16 protein-coding genes and 1 pseudogene are annotated in these 22112 nt (G+C 42.9%); 14 read left to right on the forward strand and 3 right to left on the reverse strand.

The window, feature by feature from the left end:
• Positions 1 to 151: 151 nt before the first annotated feature.
• Both BC792_RS13930 and BC792_RS13935 read left to right on the forward strand, forming a co-directional pair.
• On the forward strand, positions 152 to 805 hold the full coding sequence (locus tag BC792_RS13930; RefSeq protein ID WP_148909624.1) for a MauE/DoxX family redox-associated membrane protein: 654 nt from the start codon (positions 152 to 154) through the stop codon (positions 803 to 805).
• Between the two features lie 137 nt (positions 806 to 942).
• Positions 943 to 1266, forward strand: coding sequence for a hypothetical protein (locus BC792_RS13935; protein ID WP_148909625.1), 324 nt, complete (start codon positions 943 to 945; stop codon positions 1264 to 1266).
• Positions 1267 to 1410: 144 nt separating this feature from the next.
• Here BC792_RS13935 and BC792_RS13940 read toward each other — a convergent pair whose 3' ends face one another.
• From BC792_RS13940 to BC792_RS13950, 3 genes are read right to left on the reverse strand one after another with little or no spacing between them, the layout of a single operon-like run.
• The gene (locus BC792_RS13940; RefSeq protein ID WP_148909626.1) at positions 1411 to 2772 is read right to left on the reverse strand and encodes a RagB/SusD family nutrient uptake outer membrane protein; all 1362 of its coding nucleotides are present in this window, start codon (positions 2770 to 2772) and stop codon (positions 1411 to 1413) included.
• Positions 2773 to 2776: 4 nt separating this feature from the next.
• Positions 2777 to 5974, reverse strand: a complete 3198-nt coding sequence (locus tag BC792_RS13945) for a SusC/RagA family TonB-linked outer membrane protein (protein ID WP_148909627.1) — start codon at positions 5972 to 5974, stop codon at positions 2777 to 2779.
• The gene (locus BC792_RS13950; RefSeq protein WP_148909628.1) at positions 5971 to 7503 is read right to left on the reverse strand and encodes a redoxin domain-containing protein; all 1533 of its coding nucleotides are present in this window, start codon (positions 7501 to 7503) and stop codon (positions 5971 to 5973) included. Before BC792_RS13950 ends, BC792_RS13945 begins: the two co-directional genes overlap by 4 nt.
• A gap of 939 nt (positions 7504 to 8442) precedes the next feature.
• Between BC792_RS13950 and BC792_RS13955 the strand changes: the two genes are divergently transcribed.
• The 12 genes and pseudogenes from BC792_RS13955 (at position 8443) to BC792_RS14010 (ending at position 22109) form a co-directional block, all read left to right on the forward strand.
• Positions 8443 to 8814, forward strand: a complete 372-nt coding sequence (locus tag BC792_RS13955) for a helix-turn-helix domain-containing protein (protein ID WP_170250040.1) — start codon at positions 8443 to 8445, stop codon at positions 8812 to 8814.
• A gap of 14 nt (positions 8815 to 8828) precedes the next feature.
• Positions 8829 to 9314: a thermonuclease family protein gene (locus BC792_RS13960; RefSeq protein WP_148909630.1), complete on the forward strand. Its 486-nt coding sequence runs from the start codon at positions 8829 to 8831 to the stop codon at positions 9312 to 9314.
• A gap of 64 nt (positions 9315 to 9378) precedes the next feature.
• Complete coding sequence (locus BC792_RS13965; protein ID WP_148909631.1) at positions 9379 to 10272, forward strand: hypothetical protein; 894 nt, start codon at positions 9379 to 9381, stop codon at positions 10270 to 10272.
• Between the two features lie 503 nt (positions 10273 to 10775).
• Positions 10776 to 11342, forward strand: a pseudogene (locus BC792_RS13970) (IS66 family transposase); the annotation flags it as partial.
• A gap of 222 nt (positions 11343 to 11564) precedes the next feature.
• A complete protein-coding gene (locus tag BC792_RS18385; RefSeq protein ID WP_170250041.1) occupies positions 11565 to 11825 on the forward strand; it encodes a winged helix-turn-helix transcriptional regulator in 261 nt (86 codons plus the stop codon).
• A complete protein-coding gene (locus BC792_RS13980; RefSeq protein ID WP_148909633.1) occupies positions 11825 to 12109 on the forward strand; it encodes a helix-turn-helix domain-containing protein in 285 nt (94 codons plus the stop codon). Before BC792_RS18385 ends, BC792_RS13980 begins: the two co-directional genes overlap by 1 nt.
• A 31-nt stretch (positions 12110 to 12140) precedes the next feature.
• Positions 12141 to 14393, forward strand: a complete 2253-nt coding sequence (locus BC792_RS13985; protein ID WP_170250042.1) for a DUF3987 domain-containing protein — start codon at positions 12141 to 12143, stop codon at positions 14391 to 14393.
• A gap of 95 nt (positions 14394 to 14488) precedes the next feature.
• Positions 14489 to 14776 carry a helix-turn-helix domain-containing protein gene (locus tag BC792_RS13990; protein WP_148909635.1) on the forward strand — a complete coding sequence of 96 codons (288 nt, stop codon included), beginning with the start codon at positions 14489 to 14491 and terminating at the stop codon, positions 14774 to 14776.
• Positions 14777 to 14840: 64 nt separating this feature from the next.
• Positions 14841 to 17654, forward strand: coding sequence for an SNF2-related protein (locus BC792_RS13995; protein ID WP_211357546.1), 2814 nt, complete (start codon positions 14841 to 14843; stop codon positions 17652 to 17654).
• A gap of 5 nt (positions 17655 to 17659) precedes the next feature.
• The gene (locus BC792_RS14000) at positions 17660 to 17857 is read left to right on the forward strand and encodes a hypothetical protein (RefSeq protein ID WP_148909637.1); all 198 of its coding nucleotides are present in this window, start codon (positions 17660 to 17662) and stop codon (positions 17855 to 17857) included.
• Entirely contained in the window at positions 17844 to 20171 is a 2328-nt protein-coding gene (locus BC792_RS14005) for an AAA family ATPase (protein WP_148909638.1), read from the forward strand. Before BC792_RS14000 ends, BC792_RS14005 begins: the two co-directional genes overlap by 14 nt.
• Before the next feature lie 12 nt (positions 20172 to 20183).
• Entirely contained in the window at positions 20184 to 22109 is a 1926-nt protein-coding gene (locus BC792_RS14010) for a site-specific DNA-methyltransferase (protein WP_148909639.1), read from the forward strand.
• Positions 22110 to 22112 lie beyond the last annotated feature (3 nt).

A 22112-nucleotide genomic window follows, 5' to 3' on the forward strand; every position in this document is an offset into this window, starting at 1 on the left:
TTGCCGAATACACAAATACGATTTTCCATCAGTCTGCTGTATCGGTTTTTATCAGCCTAAACCAGCTGCCGCAATTTATTTTTGTTTCAGGCGCTGATAACGCGCGTGCATATGATTATATAAAGTAAGAATAAAGCAGTAGTTAAAAAAAATGAAAGCACAGATCAGACATATCATTTCACATAGCTTACACATCTTTCTGATGCTGTTCTGGCTGTATGTGGCCCTCGACAAGTTCTGGGACCTGCCTTCGTTTCATGCGGCGCTGCTCAGGCAGCCCTTTCCGGATGCCTGGGCCGACGTGCTGTTCTGGAGCCTGCCCATGACGGAGATGGGGATATCGCTACTCTTCGTCTTGTCGAGGAAAAGGACAGCCTACCTCCTTTCCGTGCTGCTCATGCTCGCCTTCACCCTATATATAGGTTTGGGCGTGGCCGGCTTCTACCCGAAGAAGCCCTGCGGCTGTGCTTCCGTATTTAGCGGCCTATCGTGGTCGTCGCATCTCCTCGTCAATGGCTTATTACTGGTTTCTTCTATATTGGGTTGGGTGCTCTGCAGGCGCGCGGCAACTGCAGGACGGGGCGGAAGGCGGTCCGGCTCCATGGCGGGCTGGCTCCGCCCCGTATTTATGGACAACGCTGCGCACATGGTGTTTTTCACTTTCATATACGGTCGAAGAAGATTTCCACGGAAGTTTGCTCCTTTCCCGGCCTGGCCGGTACGTCTAAGCGAAAAAGGATACGTTTGCGGCATGATCGAAAAAAAGACGCCTATCCGGATGATATGCGTTCTTTCTGAGGGGTGAACCCTACCAGAAAAAAATGCTGCCGGGGTTAAGAAAAGAGGCTGTGCCGCCCCGTTAGAGCCCGACACAGCCGTTAAGGTAGATACATAGCGTTTTTTGTGGTAACCTTTTTTTAGGCGTAAAAAAAAGGCCATCAAATGAAAACTATAACAATAATAAGAAAAAATTTTTTAATGGTGGTAGCATTAGCCACCGTAATCGGTTTTTCGGCATTTAAAATGGCGGAGACAACGAAGTCTGAAGATTCGCAAAGCCAGTTCTGGTTTGCTATGGATGCAAGCGGAGAAACACCGCTTCCCGGTCCGATAAGCAGCGTCGATGAAATCTGTCCTGATAAGGAGGAACAGGCTAATTGCGCACGGCTGTATAACGCTAATCAAACCACCGGATCCGGCAACTCGAGAACGGTAATCCCGTCGGAAATTAACAACGAAGTGGACCACCGGACTCGTGTAGATTAAGAAGCAGGGCGTCTAAAAAACTGAAATGTATCATCCATTCCACTCAGGATCACACTTCAGCGTACTCTGTCGCACATCGACTACGCTTGCACATAGCTGGTCATATGCTCTGTGTGACAGAATACACCTTTAGACGCCCTCATTTTATTGCCTTTCATTTTGAATCATCCCCGTCAGCTCTATCACGTCAGGCTGAATAGGATATACATAGTTAGGGCTATTCGGCAACAGCTGATAAGTCCGTCCTCCCAATCTCCTGGAAATTGTCCGTGCCGTTTCAGGTTTCAGATTCAACCGCTTCAGATCCATCCATCTAACGCCCTTAAAAACCAACTCCTTTCGTCGTTCAGATAGTACATACGCCAACGCCCGGTTTCTATCCAGTGCGGTAGGCGGCACATAGCCTTCCACCCTATTCCTCAGCAGTGTTGTCAGATCGCGGAGCCCGGCATCCAGTTCTCCCTGTCTTATCAGACATTCGGCTCTTGTCAGTAAGCATTCTGCCACTGTCAGTCCATTAAAGTAGACAGACGAACCATCGTAACTACCCCGGAACCCTAATCTGCCAGCGTTCATCCGAAACCACACGGTCTTCCTGAGATCATCGTCGCCATAAGACGCGTAGAGTACGGAATCCACATTCAATCGGGAGGCGGTCATCGGCGATGGTGTGGAAGCAGCAGAATGAAATATTACTTCGCGATTAAACCTCGGCATCGGGAAGGTTAGCGCACTATTTACTGACGACAAATCTATAATCCCCCCTTTGAAATTCGAGATCGCCAGACCCGCATAGCGCCCCGCTTCTTCGTACTTCTGAAGGTATAGGAAAACGCGGGCGAGCAGTGCTTGACAGGCCGCCTTAGAGGGCCGCGTTCTTATGTGGGTATCAACATCGGCAAAAAGCGATTCAGCCTCCTGAAGATCGGAGACGACCCTTTGCAGGCTTTCTTCCAGGGAAGCACGGACGGACGTTTCGTGCAGCCCCGAGTTCAGCCGTAGGGGGACCCCGAGCGTGGCACGATTGTCGCCACCGGTATCATAAGCCGGTGCGTATAATATAATCTGCCTAAAAAACTGCCAGGACCTGAAGAAAAGTGCGCGGGCTTTGATTTCATTATAGCGCACGCTGTTCATATTCGAATTTATTTTCAAAAGGCCATCCAGTACGACATTTGCCTGAAAGATGATCCTGTAAGGCGTCTTCCAATCGGAAGTGCCCGCGTCTCCTTCAAATATATCTTTCGCCCAGACATAGGCATTCCGGTATTCCGGAGTCGAGGACAATGTTTGCCAATTTTCCTCCAGTATATAGTAGTCGTCGGCCTGTACTTCCTCCATCCAGGGCAAAAAACGGTTCATGAGGTCAGTATAGTCGAGCAGCGCCTCCATGTCGTCGAAACTTTCGGGTATGACCATCTGTTTATCCGCTTTCAGGTCTAAAAATTCTTCGCGGCACCCCATGACGAGCAGTAGTAGTATACCGTATAAAATCCTTACTTTCATATCATTAAAAATTTACTTTAATACCGACAGAATAGCTGCGCATCGGCGGTATGGGATAATATGCATATTCAGGGTCGATTCCATCCGTGTTTGAAACCCACAGCAGCCCGATATTATCGACATAGCCATATACCGTGAGACTTGATAGCTGTCTAATATTTTTCGGCCGGAACGTGTAGGAAACGTTAATATCCCTCCACCTGATATGATCGCCTTTCAGCACCAAAACATCTGCGTTGGCATACACAAAGTCTCGCATAGGAGACACACCAACCGCAGGCATAGCGGGGACGTCGGTGCTGTTTTCATCACCGGGCTTTTGCCACCGCTGGGCGTAGTCCACGTTGCCAATCCAGCGATCGAATAAATCCGTGTAGCGCAAACTGCTTTTTCTGAACCAATATCCAAATTTGTAGTTAATCGTAACTCCTAGAGACAGACCGCGCCACGTATACGTCGGTACCAGCGCCCCGAAATGTCGCGGCAGGGCTGATCCATGATATATGACGTCATCGTCATCGATAGCCGACAGCACCGAGGCATACTCCTTAAAAAGCTGTCCGTCCACATATACCTGTGGGTCGCCGCTCCCGTCAAGGCCTCCCCACCGTAGGCTGTACAGCGCGTGCCGGGTCCGGCCCTCTCTTGGCCTAGGGTAGTTACTGAAGTACGACGATATTGTGTTTTCATAGTCATAGGAAACGATACGGTCTGTATTATAGCTATAGGTGTTTCTGATATGTAGATTGGCATCTTTCCACCGCTTGGTAAAATTCAGGTTTACGTCGACACCACTTGCTCTTAAGGAGGCACTGTTGCCAATGAAGATGTTTCTGCTGCCGACACTAAAGCCTGCTGTTGGATCGAGCGTAATCTGTCCGATGAGATCGATGGCCTTTTTCCTGTAGTATTCGACGCTTCCATTAAGCATATCTCCAAACAGCCCAAAATCCAGTCCGACGTTTAACATGCCTACCCGCTCCCAACGCAGGTCAGGATTCGGCGGCGTGAGCAACTGTATGTACGGTAGATCGGTCAAGCTTGACACGCCATATATGCCGGTGGGGTACGCCGTAAGACTTTTATTGACGTTTCCGCTATAACCGTAGGTGGTGCGAAGTTTCAGGTGGGAAAACACCGCTGTCGGGAGCCATCCCTCCTCCTTGTGAAGCAGCCATGATAATCCTGCTGACCATAAGGGGACGCCCTTTTGATTTGTTCTGACACCGAACAGGTTTGATTCGTCCTTTCTGGCACTAAGAGATGCCAGATATCTCCCCTGGTACTCGTAGCCGATATTGGTAAAATAAGATAGATACCTATCGGTTAAATCCGAAAACATCACATTGTCCGGTATCCGCTCGGTGTATCCGTCAGGAGACAAAAGGTAGTAGCTATGATAATCTACCCTGGTGTACGTCAGCGTATTATGGTTATATCCGTACATTCGGTGGCTATTGCTCCGGTCAATATTCTCCCGACCTTCCATACCTAAGATCGCTTTTATGCCATGGTCTTTCCAGCTCTTGTCGAAGTAAGCCTGCAGCCGGACCGAATGACTACTTCCCTGCTGTTCCCGTCTGTCTAAAACTGAACCTATCGGAACGGGAAATTCAAATCCATTATCTGAAGGCTGTGCATAGCGGTTGATAAGGGACCGCGTGGAATACAGCGAACGATCCTGTAGCGATCTGGTAGACGCCCTACGCCCATCGTACTGGTATCTTGCTTCGACCTTCAACCCTATCGGCAAAGCATATGTCAATGCGGTGTTCAGCCTGGTATCCTGTCCATTCACAGCATTATCCATGTTCTGGAGATCATGGATCGGATAAAACTCCCAACTCTGCAATCCCCGGCTTTCCGCATCTTCCGTGAACGCACGTCTATAGTCCCGCCAGACCGGCAGAAAATTACCTTGGTCGTCTTGCAGCCGGGCATACGGATAGATCCGCGCCCCCCCGCCATAGAGCTGGTTTACGACCTCATGATCGTATCTTTCTCTTTGGAATATAGAGGAAAAAAGAGCGGTAAGTTCGAGACGCGGGCCGAGCTTTTGTGCAAGTGATAAGTTTATGCTCGTTCTGGTACTCCCCGTGTGGCGTACCTGTGCGTCTCCACGGTCGTGGCCGATGGATGCCATATATCGCTGGTTGACACCGCCCCCTCTTATACTAAATGCATACTGCTGATTAAACAGTCTTCTATACACATGATCTGACAGCTCCCGCCGGATATCCACCCGTTTGAGCTTTTCTATTTCGCTGTCAAGCTGCGCGTCATCCAGCTGGCCATCCCGGTTAGCTATCCAGAGTTCGACGGCTGGCGAAAGCAGGGGCCTGGCGACATCAGTCTCCTTGTTAAGATAAAAACCCTGATCGAAAAGCCACCTTTCGACCTCGATAAAATCAGGCGAAGGCAGAAAGTTTCTGTTTACGAAGAGGTCAGGTTTTTCGCTAAGCGTATTGTTGACGTTAAATTCTATATTAACAGACTCTCCGTACCGTCCCTGTTTCGTTGTTATCACCACGACGCCATTTCCGGCGCGTGCGCCCCATATAGCCGAGGCCGCTGCGTCCTTGAGGATGGTGACACTTTCAATATCGTTGGGATTGATGGCGTTCAGATCGCCCTCGTACGGAAAATTATCCAACACGATCAATGGCGCATTATTAGACTCAATGGTACTTTGCCCTCTTATAAAGAGCTGCGTCTGGCCATCCGTCCGTTTATCAAAAAGGACAGCGTTGCTCATGTTCTCCAGCCTGCTCAACAGATCTGGGCTTACCCTCCTGTCCAACGTCTTTCTGTCCAGAAACTCAAAAGCTCCGGTAGATCGCTCTTTTGACATCTGCTGATAACCTGTTGTAACCTGCACCTCTTCCAGTACGGAGGAGGCCGGAACCATCCTTACCCTTATTTCTGTCAGATCGGACGATAACGGGACGGTCTGTGCCTCAAAGCCCAGTTTGGTGACCCTGATCTCTTTGGATATGCCCGCTAAGGCTGCAGGTATCCGGAAGGTTCCCCGCCTGTCCGACTTGACTACATAATGACTTCCGGCTACTGCGATGTTGACATCTTCCAGCGGATTTCCCAGTGTATCCACAACAAATCCCTTTAGCCCGTCTTCCTGTGCAAATAAACGGACCGGTATTGCTAACAGGGCGAGTAACAGAATAAATAGCACCTGCTGCCTCATCGCACACCTCCCCGCTGCCGCGATTTAATGATAAGCATATCAATAGAACGCTTTTCCAGCACCAGCACTATCCCCTGCTCACGCAGTATTTCTCTCGTCCTTTCAAACCCACCCTCGCCTTTTATATAACGGAGGTTAACTTTCTCACTGAGGCCCGTCTCGTCGACAATGGGGTGGGTAACCCGGCTGAAATCTGACGAAAGACTTCTGGCGAACGAGGATATGTCCGTGCTCTCGAAGTGCATGATGTCTCCTTCTTCGAAGACACGGCGTTCCTGTCCCTGAGCTGCAAACGGCAATCGGTTTTCTTCACTGACTTTCATTACCCAGCAGTCTGTCGGCTGAGGCATTATCGCAGCCTCCAGCCCATACCTGCTAGCAAAAAAGCGGTTCAATTCAGTAAAGGCGATGTCAGCGACCTCCGCCTTCTGGTCCATCGGCACTATCAGTTCATAACTATAGTAGTGCTCCCGGTGATCTGGAATAGAAGCCGACAGCGAAAAGAGGGAATCTCTATCCACCCCTTCAACGATAACGCGGTTACGGTTCCAGAAAACCCTGTCCACCCGCGAACTGACGCTTTGATACATCGTTACGGGCGAGCTGTTTAAAATCCGGAGCCTATAACGGCCGGGCAGCACCTCGTCGACACCGCCTCCTCCGATACCATCAAGGTAGCCCGTAACGACGGAGTGATATAATAGGTCCGAAGCTGTCCCGCCGTTCCCGTCGACGAGCAGCGGAATGGTCCGGTCGTAGGAGCTATTGAATCTTTTCTCTGGCAACGCGGCCACATCGCCGGCCATAACCGCAGCCACGATATACTCCTCTATCTGAGCCGCATCCGTGATAGCAAAGACCTTGTTCTCCTTGATCCAGATCTCGTGCGGGATGGAGTTTCTCGGAAACGTCGATTTAAATATCGAATCATTCACGACGGTCCAGACGTTCAGCGCCCGCTTTTTCAAAAAGTCGCTAATTTTCCCCCTGGGCTCAGAAGTTATCGCGACGGCCTGAAAGTCGCTGCCCATTTCTTCCGCGATCGACTCCAGTTTAGGTATTAATTTTATACACGGAGCGCACCATGTCGACCAAAAATCCAGTATGATCAGCTTTTTGTCGCGGTAGTCGTTCAGCGTGATCGTCTCCTTGCCGTCGGGATGGTTTACCACTTCCAAGGGCAGGTTCCACAACCCCTCGGGAATGGTGTCTCCCACCTGCAGCTGCCTGATCTCTAGCCGCCCATCGGCCCCGCTGTCCTTGCGGGGCTCCTGGGCATGAACTAGATTACTAAACAACGAAAACACAAAGATCGTCAGCAGGCGGCACACGGCCGCCCGCCTATATACTATAGGTAGATGCAGAGTCGTGGATAGATCGGTTAATTTTACCTCATCTAGTAAAGAACAGATGACAGCACAAAATAAGGTGCGGCTCCTATTGTAGCGAGCGCAAAAAAATCTCTTCCATGTGCGGGCAAGCCGGCATCGCATAAGTGCATACCGCTCCCCTTTGCGTAATTTTCGCATTCGTGTTGTTGGTTATGGAACGGGTACGGCGCTGACAAGCAGCAGGCCTCCTACCCTGTTCCCGGTTAGTAATAAAGTTGAAGAAGAAGAATGCGACTGCAGCGGTTTCTGATGCTGGGCTAATACGGTATCGACTGTCGCATTCTGGATAAGAACCGACCTTGTATGGCTGTAAAAAAATGCTACTCCCTTTTTAGAGAATTATTATTTGGAAGGAAAGAGAAAAGTCATTAATTTTAGAGTGCGAATCATAAATAACGACCGATCTATTGACCTATCCAAACGTTTGTTTTTTAACAACCGAAGGTCGGTAGCAGACAGCAGGTCTGAGGGAGCCTTTTTCGAATACACGTCCCTGCCCGATGCTTTGCCAGCGCAAAACAACACGGCAGCATGGCGTTTTCGTTGCCCCTCGCCCCTTTTGTCTGTTTGTCGGACACGTTATTCAGGAGATCGAATGACGTTCTTTATAAGTAATACATGCGAAAACCGGTGACACCGATCCTTGATCGGCTCTGGGTGGTTTTTCTTGGTGGTTTTAATCCGTTCAATCATAATCTAAAGTTTATTGAACGATGTAACTCTACAAGCTTGAGGTAGGTTTACTATTGGTTAATTATAAAAATTGCCAGCAAGACGAACCTCTTTTAGCTTGACCACTTTTCGGCCGCCAGACCGCCTACGTTCACCGAACATAGGAACCCTCAAGTTTATCAAGAGGTCGCCCCACTGGACTTACATATCGTAAATATATGAGAAATCCAGCACATAGGCGAACTCAAGGTTTAACTCGCGGGCTATTCTGGCGGAATGTGGGCGAGCAAACATCGTAGTAAGTAGAGAAATACCCCTACCTAACTTATTCGCTTTTAATACAAAGCAAATATAAAAACAATAATCGACAAAACCAACATGTTGGGTAACAAAAATATAAAAAACATGATTATAGAAATTCTTGAAAGGGAAATGTCTCAACTTGATTATCTACTTATCGAGCATGTAAAATCCCTTCGTGAGAAGAAGAAATGGACGCAGCAGGTATTGAGCAAGAAAATGGGAGTTGCTATAAGTTTCGTGAGTAATGTTGAAAGCTTAACTGAAAGGCATAAGTATTCAATTAGACATTTGGCACTACTTGCAAATGCATTTAAATATAAATCCGTTTCAAAGCTATTCGATTTTCCAACACCAACCCACGACAAAGTTGTATTGAGAATAGAAGTAACTAAGACTGTAGAATCTAAAAGCAAAAAATCGAAAATTATAAAATCGGAGTTGAAAGAAATCATCCTTCTTGATCCCCTTGATTAAAAGTGAGTGACGGTATGAATAAGCAAGTTATCCTGTTCCTGCTAACACATCTTTTCTTCCCTGCTGTATGCTTATGTCAATTCATCAATGGCACAGTAATACACATTGCAGATGGCGATACAATCACATTATTAGATTCAACTAATACACAGGTACGGGTAAGGCTATACGGAATAGACTGTCCCGAGAACGGGCAAGATTTTGCTAATGTGGCAAGGAAGTTTACGTCGGAACTCTGCTTTGCAAAAACAGTAAGCGTAGATGTGAAAGACATAGATAGATACGGACGAATTGTAGGAATCATTTGGGCAACTGATTCGATAAATGTAAACCTTGAACTACTAAAAGCAGGACTGGCGTGGCACTATAAACATTTCGACAACTCGGAGGAATTCGCTCGAGCAGAAAGCATCGCGAAGGCTAACCAGAAGGGCCTATGGATCCAGGGAAATGCCGTCCCGCCCTGGGAGTACAGGAAGACAAAGAGAGAAGCAAAATGATTGGTGGCGCAGAAAACAAAGCATGACCATAATAGCTCATATTAGTTAACCAAATTCTATATTTATGAATGCAAAGAACGTCAAGATCTCTTTTAACACTTTAATAAAGCGCAATTATGGTACGCAAATTGAGGAACCATATGCCGAAATCCTTACGATCATCAAGTATCTTTCAAGTATAAAATCAAAAAAGGATCGTCAAATGGATCTAAAAGAAAATAAATTCATGAGGCTTGAGAGATGTCAGTATGATAAAACAGACAAAAATATTGTCGTAGGTTTTTTTAAAAGTGCTAAACACACCTATCGTCCGAATCTGTTGGATAGAGATAGCGGAGAAGAACGGCGGAGTCCAAAGAGACTATCGGAAGGGGAGGCTGAAAAGACGCACTTTGCGGTAAAGACGACTAAAGATGACGTCTTTTTGTTATTGGAGGTGAATGGCAACGGCGTAACAATCGGCCAAGTTGTTGAATACTTTAACCGAATGGCTAGAGCATACAGAAAATCTATAAAACAGACTAAGCCCTTTTCATTGAAGTATTATAAAATGGGCAAAGATGATTTTAAAGATGAGATTACCAAAATGCGACGGGTTAGGCTCGCTACGATATATTATGATAAGAAGATCTTAGGAAACGATTATCTTAATTTTTCACAACGCACCGCTTCAATCCAACGCAATATTGAAATTACAGTAAAAGCAGAAAAGTCGCAAGATATTAGGGAGCCACTTATAGATATCGCCAATCATTTTTCGAGTAAAGCTAATCAAACGAAGCGTACGATGACTAAAATTAGAATCGAAGGAAAGGACGAAAATGGCACTCCAACCGTCATCGACACTTCGTTTATCGAAAAGGTAGATAGCGCCAATCTTTCGGTCAACCCTACGACGGGCCAGGTCGAGACTATTGAGGCCTATAGTAATCTAATCGCATTTGTAAAAAAACTTTAGCATGCTTAATTTAATCATCATACTAAGCGATTATTTCCGAACAAGAAATTTGCAAGGATTATTGTGGAATATTACTATATCGTCAATTATCTGCGTCTTAATACATGTCTCCACAAGTGAATGTCAACTTCCCCAACTTATAAATTCTTATATAAATAATACCTTAAATGTGCTAAGCTTGATAATAGGCTTTTCAATCGCTCTCTTCACTTTAATCATAACAGCCTCAAATCCAAACATCGACGAGATGAAAAAGACGTATACCTCGTTTAAAATTAGTGGAAAGGAGGTTTCCCTTTTTCAGCATATTCTGATCACTATGATCTACATAATCTTGGTTGAATGTCTTTTACTTTTACTCAGCTTGTTATTTCCATTCTTTTTCGATCCGTATGACTCATCTGGGAAAATAGCATTTTATATAAGCATCTTTTTGTTGTCACATATAATAATCTGTAATATTTCAAATACCATGAATGTATACTTTGTACTGTGTAAGCCGTTGTAAGAAACACAAAAAGTCCCCCTTCGAGAAAGCGTTGCAGAACGATCGCCCAAGGACCGAAAAGGCGCTGCTCATGATCCAGCGGCTCTATGCTGTGGAAAGGCGGGCCCGCCAGGAGCAGCTGGCTGCCGATCGGATCAAGGAACTCCGGCTGACCGAATCGCTGCCGGTGATCAACCAATTGGGAAAATGGATCTTTGAAGAGATAAAATCAACACTGCCCAAAAGCTAGATCGGTAAGGCCATGGCCTACGCCTATGCCAGGTGGGATGCACTGTCGGCTTACTTGTATGACGGGAATTTGCAGATCGACAATAACCTATGCGAAAATGCACTCCGCTGTATTGCCCTGGGAAGAAAAAATTACCTCTTCGCCGGCAGTCATGAAGCAGCCCAGCGCGCAGCAATAATCTATTCATTCTTCGCCATCTGCAAAAAGCATGAGGTGAATCCATACCAATGGCTGAAATATACCCTCAGCAACATAGCCTCCATAAATCATAAGAAAATTAAAGAGCTTTACCTACAGAACTATAAAAAGATAATTGACAATTCAAACATGTAGTTCATAGGGCGCATACTATGCACCCAGCAGGTGGATCGGGGTATAGATCCGGGACGATTCCGGAGCATGTGCACCCAGAAAAGGAACGATAACCGTTGTTTTGATCTATATAAACAGCGATTCCGGAGGATATGCACCCAGTTGGACCCTATTATTTTCTGTGCTTTTTGTTTAATTGCCAATTCCATCAAGAAAAGGCATATGGCAGGAAAAACAAAAAGAATGAGCACGATAAAACAATTACTCCGTTTACATCTCCAGGGGCTGTCCAACCGTAAGATTGCCGAGCAGATCGGTCTTTATAAGGGTACGGTGAACCGTTATGTCCAGAAGTTACAGGTCATCAGCCGCCCTGTCGGAGAACTGCTGGATATGGAAGAGCCTGTCCTGGAGAGGCTTTTTACGGCAGGATCACCCGCCTACCTACAGGACCGTTTCGAAGACTTCAAGCCTTCATTCATAAACGTCAAAATTTTAAAGTAATGGAAGCAGTAATCTTACCAAAAGAACAGTATCAAGAACTGTTGAAGCGAATGGACGAAATCAAGTCCGTTTTAACCGAAAAACAGAAAGACCCCAAAGACCTCTTTCTGGACAACCAAGAATTTCTCCAGCTGATGAACATCAGCAAAAGAACCGCCCAAACGTGGCGTGATGAAGGCATCATTTCATTTTCACAAGTAGGCAGCAAAATCTACTACCGAATGAGTGATGTGCAAAAGCTACTTGATAGCAACTACAATCAAGCATTTAAAAAGAGAAAGTAATCAGTTTAATAACCCTGTAAAAATTAGAAGAATGGCAACAGCATCCATATTTCAGAACTATGTGCATTTGGTAGAACACAAAGCACTAATCATCATCACCAAACAAATTCAAGAAGGCAATTACAAAGAGCAGGTAGAAGCAATTCGCAAGCTCATTGCCGAAGGGCAGGATAAAGAAGCCGACAAACTCAAAAAACAACTCCCGGCATTCACTCCATCAGGCACATTTGAAAGTGGCCGTAAGGCTGAATTGCTTACGCAATACAGCGGATTTGTAATTTTAGACTTAGACAAATTAAGCCCCGAAGATTTAGAAAAGGCCAAAAGTTTGGTCGCTTTAGCTCCCTACACTTTTGCCGCTTTTATCAGTCCAAGTGGCAATGGCTTAAAAATTATCGTACCTGTAAACAGTACCGCAGAGCATCACAAATTAGCATTTCAGCAAGTTTCCGATTATTACGAACAAGCCTTGCAGCTTGTCGTTGACCCATCAGGCAAAGACGTTTCACGCCTTTGTTTTATGTCCTACGACCCCAATTGCTACCGCAACATCAATGCTGAACCGTTCAATGTAAACATTGAAACGGCTGCACAAGAACCACCCAAAAAGGAAAAGCCAAAGGCAGAGCAAGAACCCACCAAGCCAACAGAAAGTAGCTTAGATGATACCGATTGGCTTGAAGTATTTGGAAAGTGTGTTGACTTTACTGACCGTAAAGCCAACTACACCGAAGGCAACCGAAACAACTATGTGCATTTGTTGGCTTGTAACTGCAACCGTGCCGGAATACCCGAAAACATAGCCCTTGGCTATATTTTGAGAGATTTCGACCTCGATACCGAAGAAGCAACCCCCACCATTCAAAGTGCCTATAAAAACAATGTAGCAGACTTTGCAAAGTTTGCAGACTTTGCAAAAACCAACGAAGCAACCCCACAATCAAAAGACGAGCTTTTGATGAATATGCCTTTCATTCCTGATGAAGTATTTCCTCTTTTACCCGAAATTCTGAAAAATGGATCAAGCGTATTTGAAGACCGCAGAGAAAGAGATATTTTCCTCACAGGTGCATTAAGTATCATTAGCGGTTGTATGCGTAATGTAGTGGGCTTATACCGTGCCAAAGAGCATTATGCCAACCTGTTTGTGTTTATCATTGCCCCTGCCGCAAGCGGCAAAGGGTCACTGACTTTTGCCAAAGCATTAGGCGATAAATTTCACGATAAGCTGGTAGCGGAAAGCACCGAAAAACTAAAAATCTATAAGATTGAATTACAGGAGTACAAGCGTAAACTCAGCGACAAAAAGCAGGACATATCAGAGTTAGAGCCACCCGAAGAACCACCTTTTAAAGTACTCTATATCCCTGCCAACAACAGCAGTGCAAGAGTAATTCAACACCTCAAAGAAGGAGACGAACAAGGCATTTTTTGCGAAACAGAAGCCGACACAATGGGTGCAGTACTCAAACAGGATTGGGGCAGCTATTCCGACTTGCTTCGCAAGGCGTACCATCACGAACCTATTTCATACAGCCGAAAAACAAATAAAGAATGGGTTGAGTTAAAAAAGCCTCGTTTATCCGTAGCATTGGCAGGTACACCCGGTCAAGTTGAAAACTTGATTAAGTCAGCAGAAGACGGCTTATTTAGCCGCTTCATTTTCTACACCTTCAAATCTGAAATAGTGTGGATGCCAGCAAGCGATACCTTAAACGGTATCAACTTGACAGCACACTTTGAGAACCTTTCAGATACGGTCCTCACCTTCGTTGAGTTCCTTCAAAGCTATGAAACTGTTCGTTTCAAACTCACACCAGAACAATGGGCCAAACTCAATGTGTATGGTGATGATTGCCTCAATACATTGGCAACCTTTGTTAGTGAAGACCTTTCTAGTACTTCCAAGCGTTTAGGGCTTATTCTTTATCGTGTGGCAATGATTATCACTGCACTCAGGTATTTTGACAATGGCGAACTTTCACCGGAACAAATCTGCTCAGATGAAGATTTTGACATTGCCTTAAAGTTGGTGAAAGTATATCAGCAGCATTCCGTTTTTATGTTCAAAGAGCTGCCCAAACAAGCCACCGTTACCGACAAATTGCTAAAGCAATTCTTTGACAAGCTCCCAACTTCTTTCCGCAGAAAAGAAGCCGTTACACTTGCCGAAGCTAAATTTGGCATCAAAGAACGCACCGCAGACCTTTATTTATCTAAGTTGGTAGCGTTCAAATGGATTGAGAAAACCCGGAATGGCATCTATCAAAAAATCAAGCAGTAAAGCGACTTTGCAAGTTTTGCAAACTTTGCAAGCTTACTTTCATATTAATCACTATATTTGCCCTTTAAAGGACAAGTCAATAAAAGGTATAACCAATGCTCGGAGAGAAACTCAAAGAATTAAGGGAATCAAAAGGACTTTTGCAAAGGCAGGTTGCTGCTGAATTAGACGTTGATACCGCCTACATCAGCAAAATGGAAAACAACGACAAGCCGGTGAGTAAATCTCACTTGGAAGCCCTTGCAAAAGTTTATGATTTACCCGAAAGTGAATTAATGCCTTATTGGTTAGGAGAGAAAGTGCTTCACGTTTTGGAGAATAATGAACATAGCATTCAAGCCTTAAATCTTGTGCTCAAAAATATTAGAAATGTAAATGAATAGCCTTACTCCATATCACGTTAAATATTTTGCCTACGAGCTTACCAAGCGTAGTTCATCTGACAGTATGCAGAAGTTAGCATCTACTTTGGTGGACGCACAAGTTGACCTCAACCCACATCAGGTTGATGCTGCCCTTTTTGCGTTCCGTTCTCCTTTGTCTAAAGGGGCTATTTTGGCAGATGAAGTTGGATTGGGGAAGACTATTGAAGCAGGGTTGGTTATCTCTCAAAAATGGGCTGAACGCAAAAGAAAGATTATCATCATTACACCTGCCAACCTTCGTAAACAATGGTCACAGGAATTACAAGACAAATTTTTTTTGAACTCTGTTATTTTAGAAGCTAAATCATTCAATGAGTTCATCAAGAAAGGCAAGTTGAACCCATTTGACCAGCCGGATATTATCATCTGTTCTTATCAGTTTGCCCGCACCAAAGAACCATATCTGAAACTTATTCAATGGGATTTGGCGGTTGTGGACGAAGCACACCGACTGAGAAACGTATATAAGGCAAACAATAAAATTGCAAAGTCCATCAAGGATTCTTTAATAGAAGCCCCCAAAATTTTACTCACAGCTACACCATTACAAAACTCCTTATTAGAGTTGTATGGCTTAGTAAGTATCATTGACGATTATTCTTTTGGTGATTTAAAGAGTTTCAAAACACAATACAGCCGGGTAAACAGTGGTGCAGATGCCGAAACTTTCAATGAATTGAAAGAACGGCTAAAACCCATTTGTAAACGTACACTCAGAAGGCAAGTTTTAGAATATATACGCTATACAAACAGAATAGCACTGGTAGAAGAGTTTTTCCCCACAGAAGAAGAACAACGGCTTTATGATATGGTCAGCGATTATCTGCAAGCAGATAATCTTTATGCACTTCCGGCAAGTCAGCGTAAACTGATGACCTTAATTTTAAGAAGATTATTAGCTTCCTCAACATTTGCCATTTCAGGCACTTTAGAAGGTTTGGCAAATAAATTAGAAGGCATTGTAAAGGAATCCGAAACCAACAATACAGAAAAAGTTTTTGCCCTCGATTTTGAAACATATGATGAACTAAAAGACGAGTGGGAAGGCGAAGAAGATGAAGAACAAGAGAAAGAGAAAAAGACCTACACCCAGCAAGACATTGAAAATATCCGTACAGAAATTGACTCGTTAAAAGAGTTTGAAAAATTAGCTAAGTCCATCCGCCTCAATTCCAAAGGCGAAAAGCTATTTACAGCCCTTGAAAAAGGTTTCAATGAAATGGCTCGTTTAGGTGCTCCCAAAAAGGCCATAATTTTCACAGAGAGCACCCGAACACAGCTTTATTTGAGAAACATATTAGAAGCAAGGGGCTATGCTGATAAAGTGGTTTTATTCAATGGCTCAAATACAGACGAAAAATCAAGAAGGATTTATGCAGATTGGGTAGCCAGACATAAAAATACCGATAAGATTACAGGGTCAAGAACGGCTGATATGCGGGCTGCATTGGTTGACTATTTCCGTGATGAAGCCACGATAATGATTGCTACCGAAGCAGCAGCCGAAGGTATCAACTTGCAGTTTTGTTCTATGGTTATCAATTACGATATGCCCTGGAACCCCCAACGAATTGAACAGCGTATTGGAAGATGCCACCGTTACGGGCAAAAATATGATGTGGTGGTAGTAAACTTTTTGAATAAAGCCAACGCAGCAGATGTGAGAGTTTATGAGTTGTTACGTGATAAGTTTCAGTTGTTCAATGGTGTTTTTGGTGCTTCAGACGAAGTTTTGGGGAGCATTGAAAACGGAGTTGATTTTGAAAAACGTATTGCCCGGATTTATCAGGAGTGCAGAACCACAAAACAAATTGAAGAAGCCTTTAACGAATTGCAATCAGAATTAGAAGTCAATATTTCTGATGCTATGCAACAGACAAGGCAAAAGCTATTAGAAAATTTTGACGAAGAAGTACACGAGAAGTTAAGAATCAATTTACAGGAAAGTAAAGACTACCTTTCAAGGTACGAATCTTGGTTGTGGAACATAACGCAGTTTGCTTTAAACAGCAATGCAGATTTTTCTTCCAATGAGCATTCTTTCAGATTGCTGAAAAATCCTTACAGCGACCTAAAAATTCATCCCGGACCTTATCGTATAGGCAAGGCAATAGATGATTCAAATGTGTACCGTATCGGCCACCCTTTGGCTCAACGCATCATTGAAGAATGTAAAAAGCAAGAATTGCCATCAGTTGAACTTACATTCGATTACTCCAATACCATCAAGAAAATTTCAACCCTCGAACTTTATGTTGGTCAATCAGGCTATATGTTGGGCAGGGTGCTGAGTGTAACGTCTTTTGATGTAGAAGAATTTGTTCAGCTTTCAGCTATTACCCAATCAGGCAATGTATTGTCAAAAGATATTTGCGAACGATTTTTTTCTTTACCTGCTTCAATTTCGGGCAGCAAAGCAAATACACCTGATACAGTTATAAATGAACTGGAAAGCCATTTAAAAGCACACCAATTGCAGGTTATAGATGAAATAGGGCAACGCAACGCCAACTATTTTGAAATCGAATTAGAGAAATTAGACCTATGGGGCGAAGACAGAAGAAACTCATTGAAGATAACTTTGAAAGACCTCGACCAGCAAATCAAAGACATAAAGAAACAGGCAAGGCTTGCACCAAATCTGCCTGAGAAATTAAAATTGGAAAAGGAACGTAAGAAGTTAGAAAGTGAACGAGATACTGCTTGGCGTGAGTATGATGGTGCAGCAAAAGAAATAGAACAAAGTAAAGACCGCCTTATAGAGCAAATAGAGCAAAAGTTGCAACAGGAGCTTATCAAGAACGACCTCTTTTTAATAAAATGGAATTTAATCTGATGGCTATGAATGAAAATATACAAACACTGGCAAAGGGTATTGAAGCCAAATTGAAAGAAGCCAATCTGATTACAGATAAGGACAGCAGGTTTGCCAATAACTTGGCAATGGGAAATTTAAAAGACACGGATTGGAAGGTAGCATTGGAAGAAGTAATAAAGCAACAAGAACAAGATGAACTAAAAGAAAATGAAGCTGAGTAAACTGCACATATCATCGTTTAGGGGTGCTACCAAGCCTGTCGATATTCCTTTCGAGAAAGGAAAGAAGATCACTATGATATTTGCTGAAAACGGCAATGGTAAATCCACCATTGCAGATGCTCTAATTTGTTTACTCACTTCCGATAAAGGCTCAATAGACGATAAATCAGGCACAGAAGCAAGGTTTATTAAATCATTAGATGCCACAAATGCCAAAATAGAATTACACACTGATAAAGAAGTTTATTCAGCAACTCTTTCAGGTACTTCAAGGGATTTTGTGAAGTCCAACCACGAGTTAATACCGGAACTCAGATATTTAAGGCGTTCTCAAATTGTCGATTTGCTTAACAGAAAAGCAACTGAAAGATACGAGAAATTAAAGAGTTACATAGATGTTTCAGGGCTTCTTAAATCAGAAGAAGAACTGCGGAAATTAGTTCGTGAAACAGAATCAGAAGTTGAAAGACTGGTATCGGTAATAGACAATGCAAAATCAACACTGGAAGCTACTTGGTTAAAAGAAGGTAGTCCGTTAGATGATATGTTGGTTTGGGCAAAGGGTGAATCCGAAAAGGACTTAACCAAAGAAACGGCTCAATTAAAGGAAGTTGATAATCTTTCAAAACAATGGACTGCTATTCAATCAAAGTATATCGAAATTCAGCAATCTATTAAAGTTGTAGGAGCTGCGAAAAAGGCACATAATACCGCATTAGAAGCATTACAGAAACTACAGGAGAAGAATACAACCAGCAATGCCGACTTATTAAAACTACTCAATCAGGCTAAAGATTTTATCTCAGGGCAACCCCTAATAGACAATTGCCCGGTATGCGATAACAGTATTGAAAAAAATACAGTGGTAAAATCATTAGGCGAAAAAATCGCATCTATGAGTGCCATAGGTTCAGCAGCAAAGGCAGTTGAGAACGCAAAAAAAGATTGGGATGGCAAAGTGGCTATTCAGAAAAGAGCAGTTGAATTATTTAGCAACTTACTTATCAAATACCAAAATGATATTGCGAAATACAAAACAAGTGTTCCCGAAATAGCAACATTTATTGATGGTATAACAACTGATATAAAAACAAACTACCAGTGCTATCAAGATAACCTAACACAATTATCTGACTTATCTAAAAGGATTGAAGCTGCTAAAGTTAAATACACCAAATCCATCAATCAGCACAACTCAATAAAGCAACAATACAAGTCCATCATTGAGAGTTCAAAGAAGTTTGAGCAAAAATCAAAACTATCACTGGCAGCTTCAAAGGCATTGGATATTGTTGAAAAAAGCCGAAAAGAGTTTTACGATAATGAGTTGCTTTCTATCTCAGGTGATGTTGAACGTATGTATCAGCTTTTGCACAAAGATGAAGGTCTTGGTGGTATTAAGTTATTTCTCAATCCACAATACAAAACTTCATTAGAACTGCAAGCCAATTTCCATACAGAAGAAGGTATCACCCCACAATCAGTGTATAGCGAATCCCATCTTGACACGTTGGGCATTTGTATCTTTTTGGCTTTAGCCAAAAAATACAGCAAAGGCGATACTATTCTTGTGCTGGATGATGTGGTAATGTCTGTTGACCAAAACCATTTAGACAGATTTATTGACTTGCTGCACACCGAAGCAGTACACTTTAGCCAAATTGTAATTACAACACACTACGGCCCTTGGCGTGACCGCTATCGCAACAACAGAGCACCTTCGCGTGATATGCACTTTTTAGAATTGCGGAAATGGTCAAAAGAAAACGGTATTAGGGTTAAGAATGGCAAAATTGCATTGGACGAACTCAGAGAAATGTTGTCAGACGAAGACAAGTTTCACCGTGAGAATATATCAACAGCAGCAGGTAGAACACTTGAAAATATCCTGGACTACCTTACCTATTTGTTTTCTGCCAAGTTACCACGCAAGCCGAAAAACGACTATCAACTGCACGAATTACTTACAGGGTTATCAAGCCAGTTGGTAAAGTTGCTCAGAGTAGAGCATTTAGAAAAAGACGAAGAAGGCAAATACACTAAAGTTGTTGCAAATACGGAATTACAGGGCATAATAGACAAGCTGAAACAACTCAAGGCAGTACGTAATCAGGTAGGAGCACATTTCAATTTTGATGGCTCATTGGTCAGTGATGATGATGTAACCGACTTTGGAAATGCTACCGTTGAATTTGCCGAATTAATCATTTGCTCGGAAACGGGAACAATGCCTGATAGAAAACCATCAGGCTCATATTGGGAAACAAGAACTGGTTCAATTAGGCTTTATCCATTAATTGACCCTAAATCATAAAACAGAAAAGATATGTCAGAAATACAAAAACAGGAACTCACCTCAATGAATATAGCCGAAGAGCAATTGCGTAAGTTAAAGGAACTTTTCCCTGAAGCATTCACCGAAGGGCTGAAAGTAGATTGGGACAAACTACGCCTTACGTTAGGACAAAGCATTGATGTAGGCAAAGAACGCTATGGAATGAACTGGCCGGGCAAAGCCGACTGTTTTAAAATCATACAGCAACCCAGCATTGCCACCCTTATCCCTGCAAGGGATGAAAGTGTGGATTTTGATACCACCGAAAACCTGTTTATTGAAGGCGATAACTTGGAAGTATTGAAGCTCCTGCAAAAAAGCTATTTGGGCAAAATTAAGTTGATTTATATAGACCCGCCCTACAATACAGGTAAAGAATTTATTTACCCAGACAACTATTCAGAAACATTAGAAACTTATCTTGAATACACAGGGCAAATTGATTCAGAAGGTAGAAAGTTTGGTACAAATACAGATACAGATGGAAGATTCCATAGTAAGTGGCTAAATATGATGTATCCACGTTTGTTTTTGGCAAAGAATTTACTGAGTGATGATGGAATTATTTTTATTTCAATTGATGATAATGAAATACATAATTTAAGAAGTGTTTGTAATGAAGTTTTTGGAGAAGAAAACTTTGTTTCACAAATTTCAAGAGCAACTGGTACTCCAACAGGTGGTGGTAATAAGGCTATTGTAAATGAAGTAGATTATATCCTCGTTTATTCAAAAGATAACATTTATAAATCAATTGAAGGTCTACCATTAAATGATAAAGAAGCGGCAATTTATAATCTAGAAGATGAAGGCGGTAAATACTTGACTCGTTCCCTAAGAAGAACTGGTGGTGAAGATAGACGAGAAGATAGACCGAGTATGTTTTATGCTATTAAAAGCCCTGATAATGAAGATGTATTTCCTTATGGTCCTACTGGATATGAGAGTAGATGGATTTGCGGTAAAGCGAAATATGAAGAGATGGTTAAAAACAATTTGATAGAGTGGCGGAAAGTAAATGGTAATTGGCAGGTCTATCAAAAATTCTATTTAGAAAACAGATTAAAGCAGCCTGGCAACTTATGGAACGACATTGAAGGTAATAAAAAAGCAACTATCGAAACTCGTCAGCTTTTTGATTCAAAAAAAGTCTTTGATTTTCCTAAACCTGTTGACTTACTTAAGAAAATTATTCAACTATCATCACAAGAAGATGATGATATAATTCTTGACTTTTTCGCAGGTTCTGCTACCACTGCCCACGCTGTAATGGAGTTAAATGCAAGTGAGAATAAAAAAAGAAAGTTTATTTGTGTTCAAATTCCAGAACCTACAACAGAAGAATCCGAAGCGTTTAAAGCAGGTTATAAAAATATTGCCGATATAAGTAAGGAAAGGATAAAAAGAGCTGCATCTAAAATTGGTAAAGAGTTCAAGAGTAAAAGAAAAGTTGATGAATCAACTATTTTTGGTACTGATATTATTGAATCACCAGACCTTGGCTTCAAAGTATTCAAACTTTCAAAATCTAATTTTAAAATTTGGGATAGTGCATTAGAGAAAGAGCCGGAAGTTATTCAAGCCAAATTGTTTGAGCATATCCAGCACATTTCACCCGAAGCAGAGCAGGAAGCCATTTTGTATGAATTATTGCTAAAATCAGGTTTTGAGCTTACCACACCTATCGAAAAACTCACTTTGGCAGGGTTAACAGTTTTCAGCATTGCCGAAGGGCAATTGCTTATCTGTTTAGAAAAAGAACTTACCCACGATTGTATCAAGGCAATGGCAGAAATGCAACCTACAAGGGTTATTTGCTTAGATGAAGGCTTCAAAGGAGAAAATGCAGATGCACTAAAAACCAATGCAGTTCAGATAATGAAAAGCAAAGGCGTTGTAAACTTTAGAACCGTATAGCCC

The organism is Sphingobacterium allocomposti (assembly GCF_008124885.1).
GTDB lineage: Bacteria > Bacteroidota > Bacteroidia > Sphingobacteriales > Sphingobacteriaceae > Sphingobacterium > Sphingobacterium allocomposti.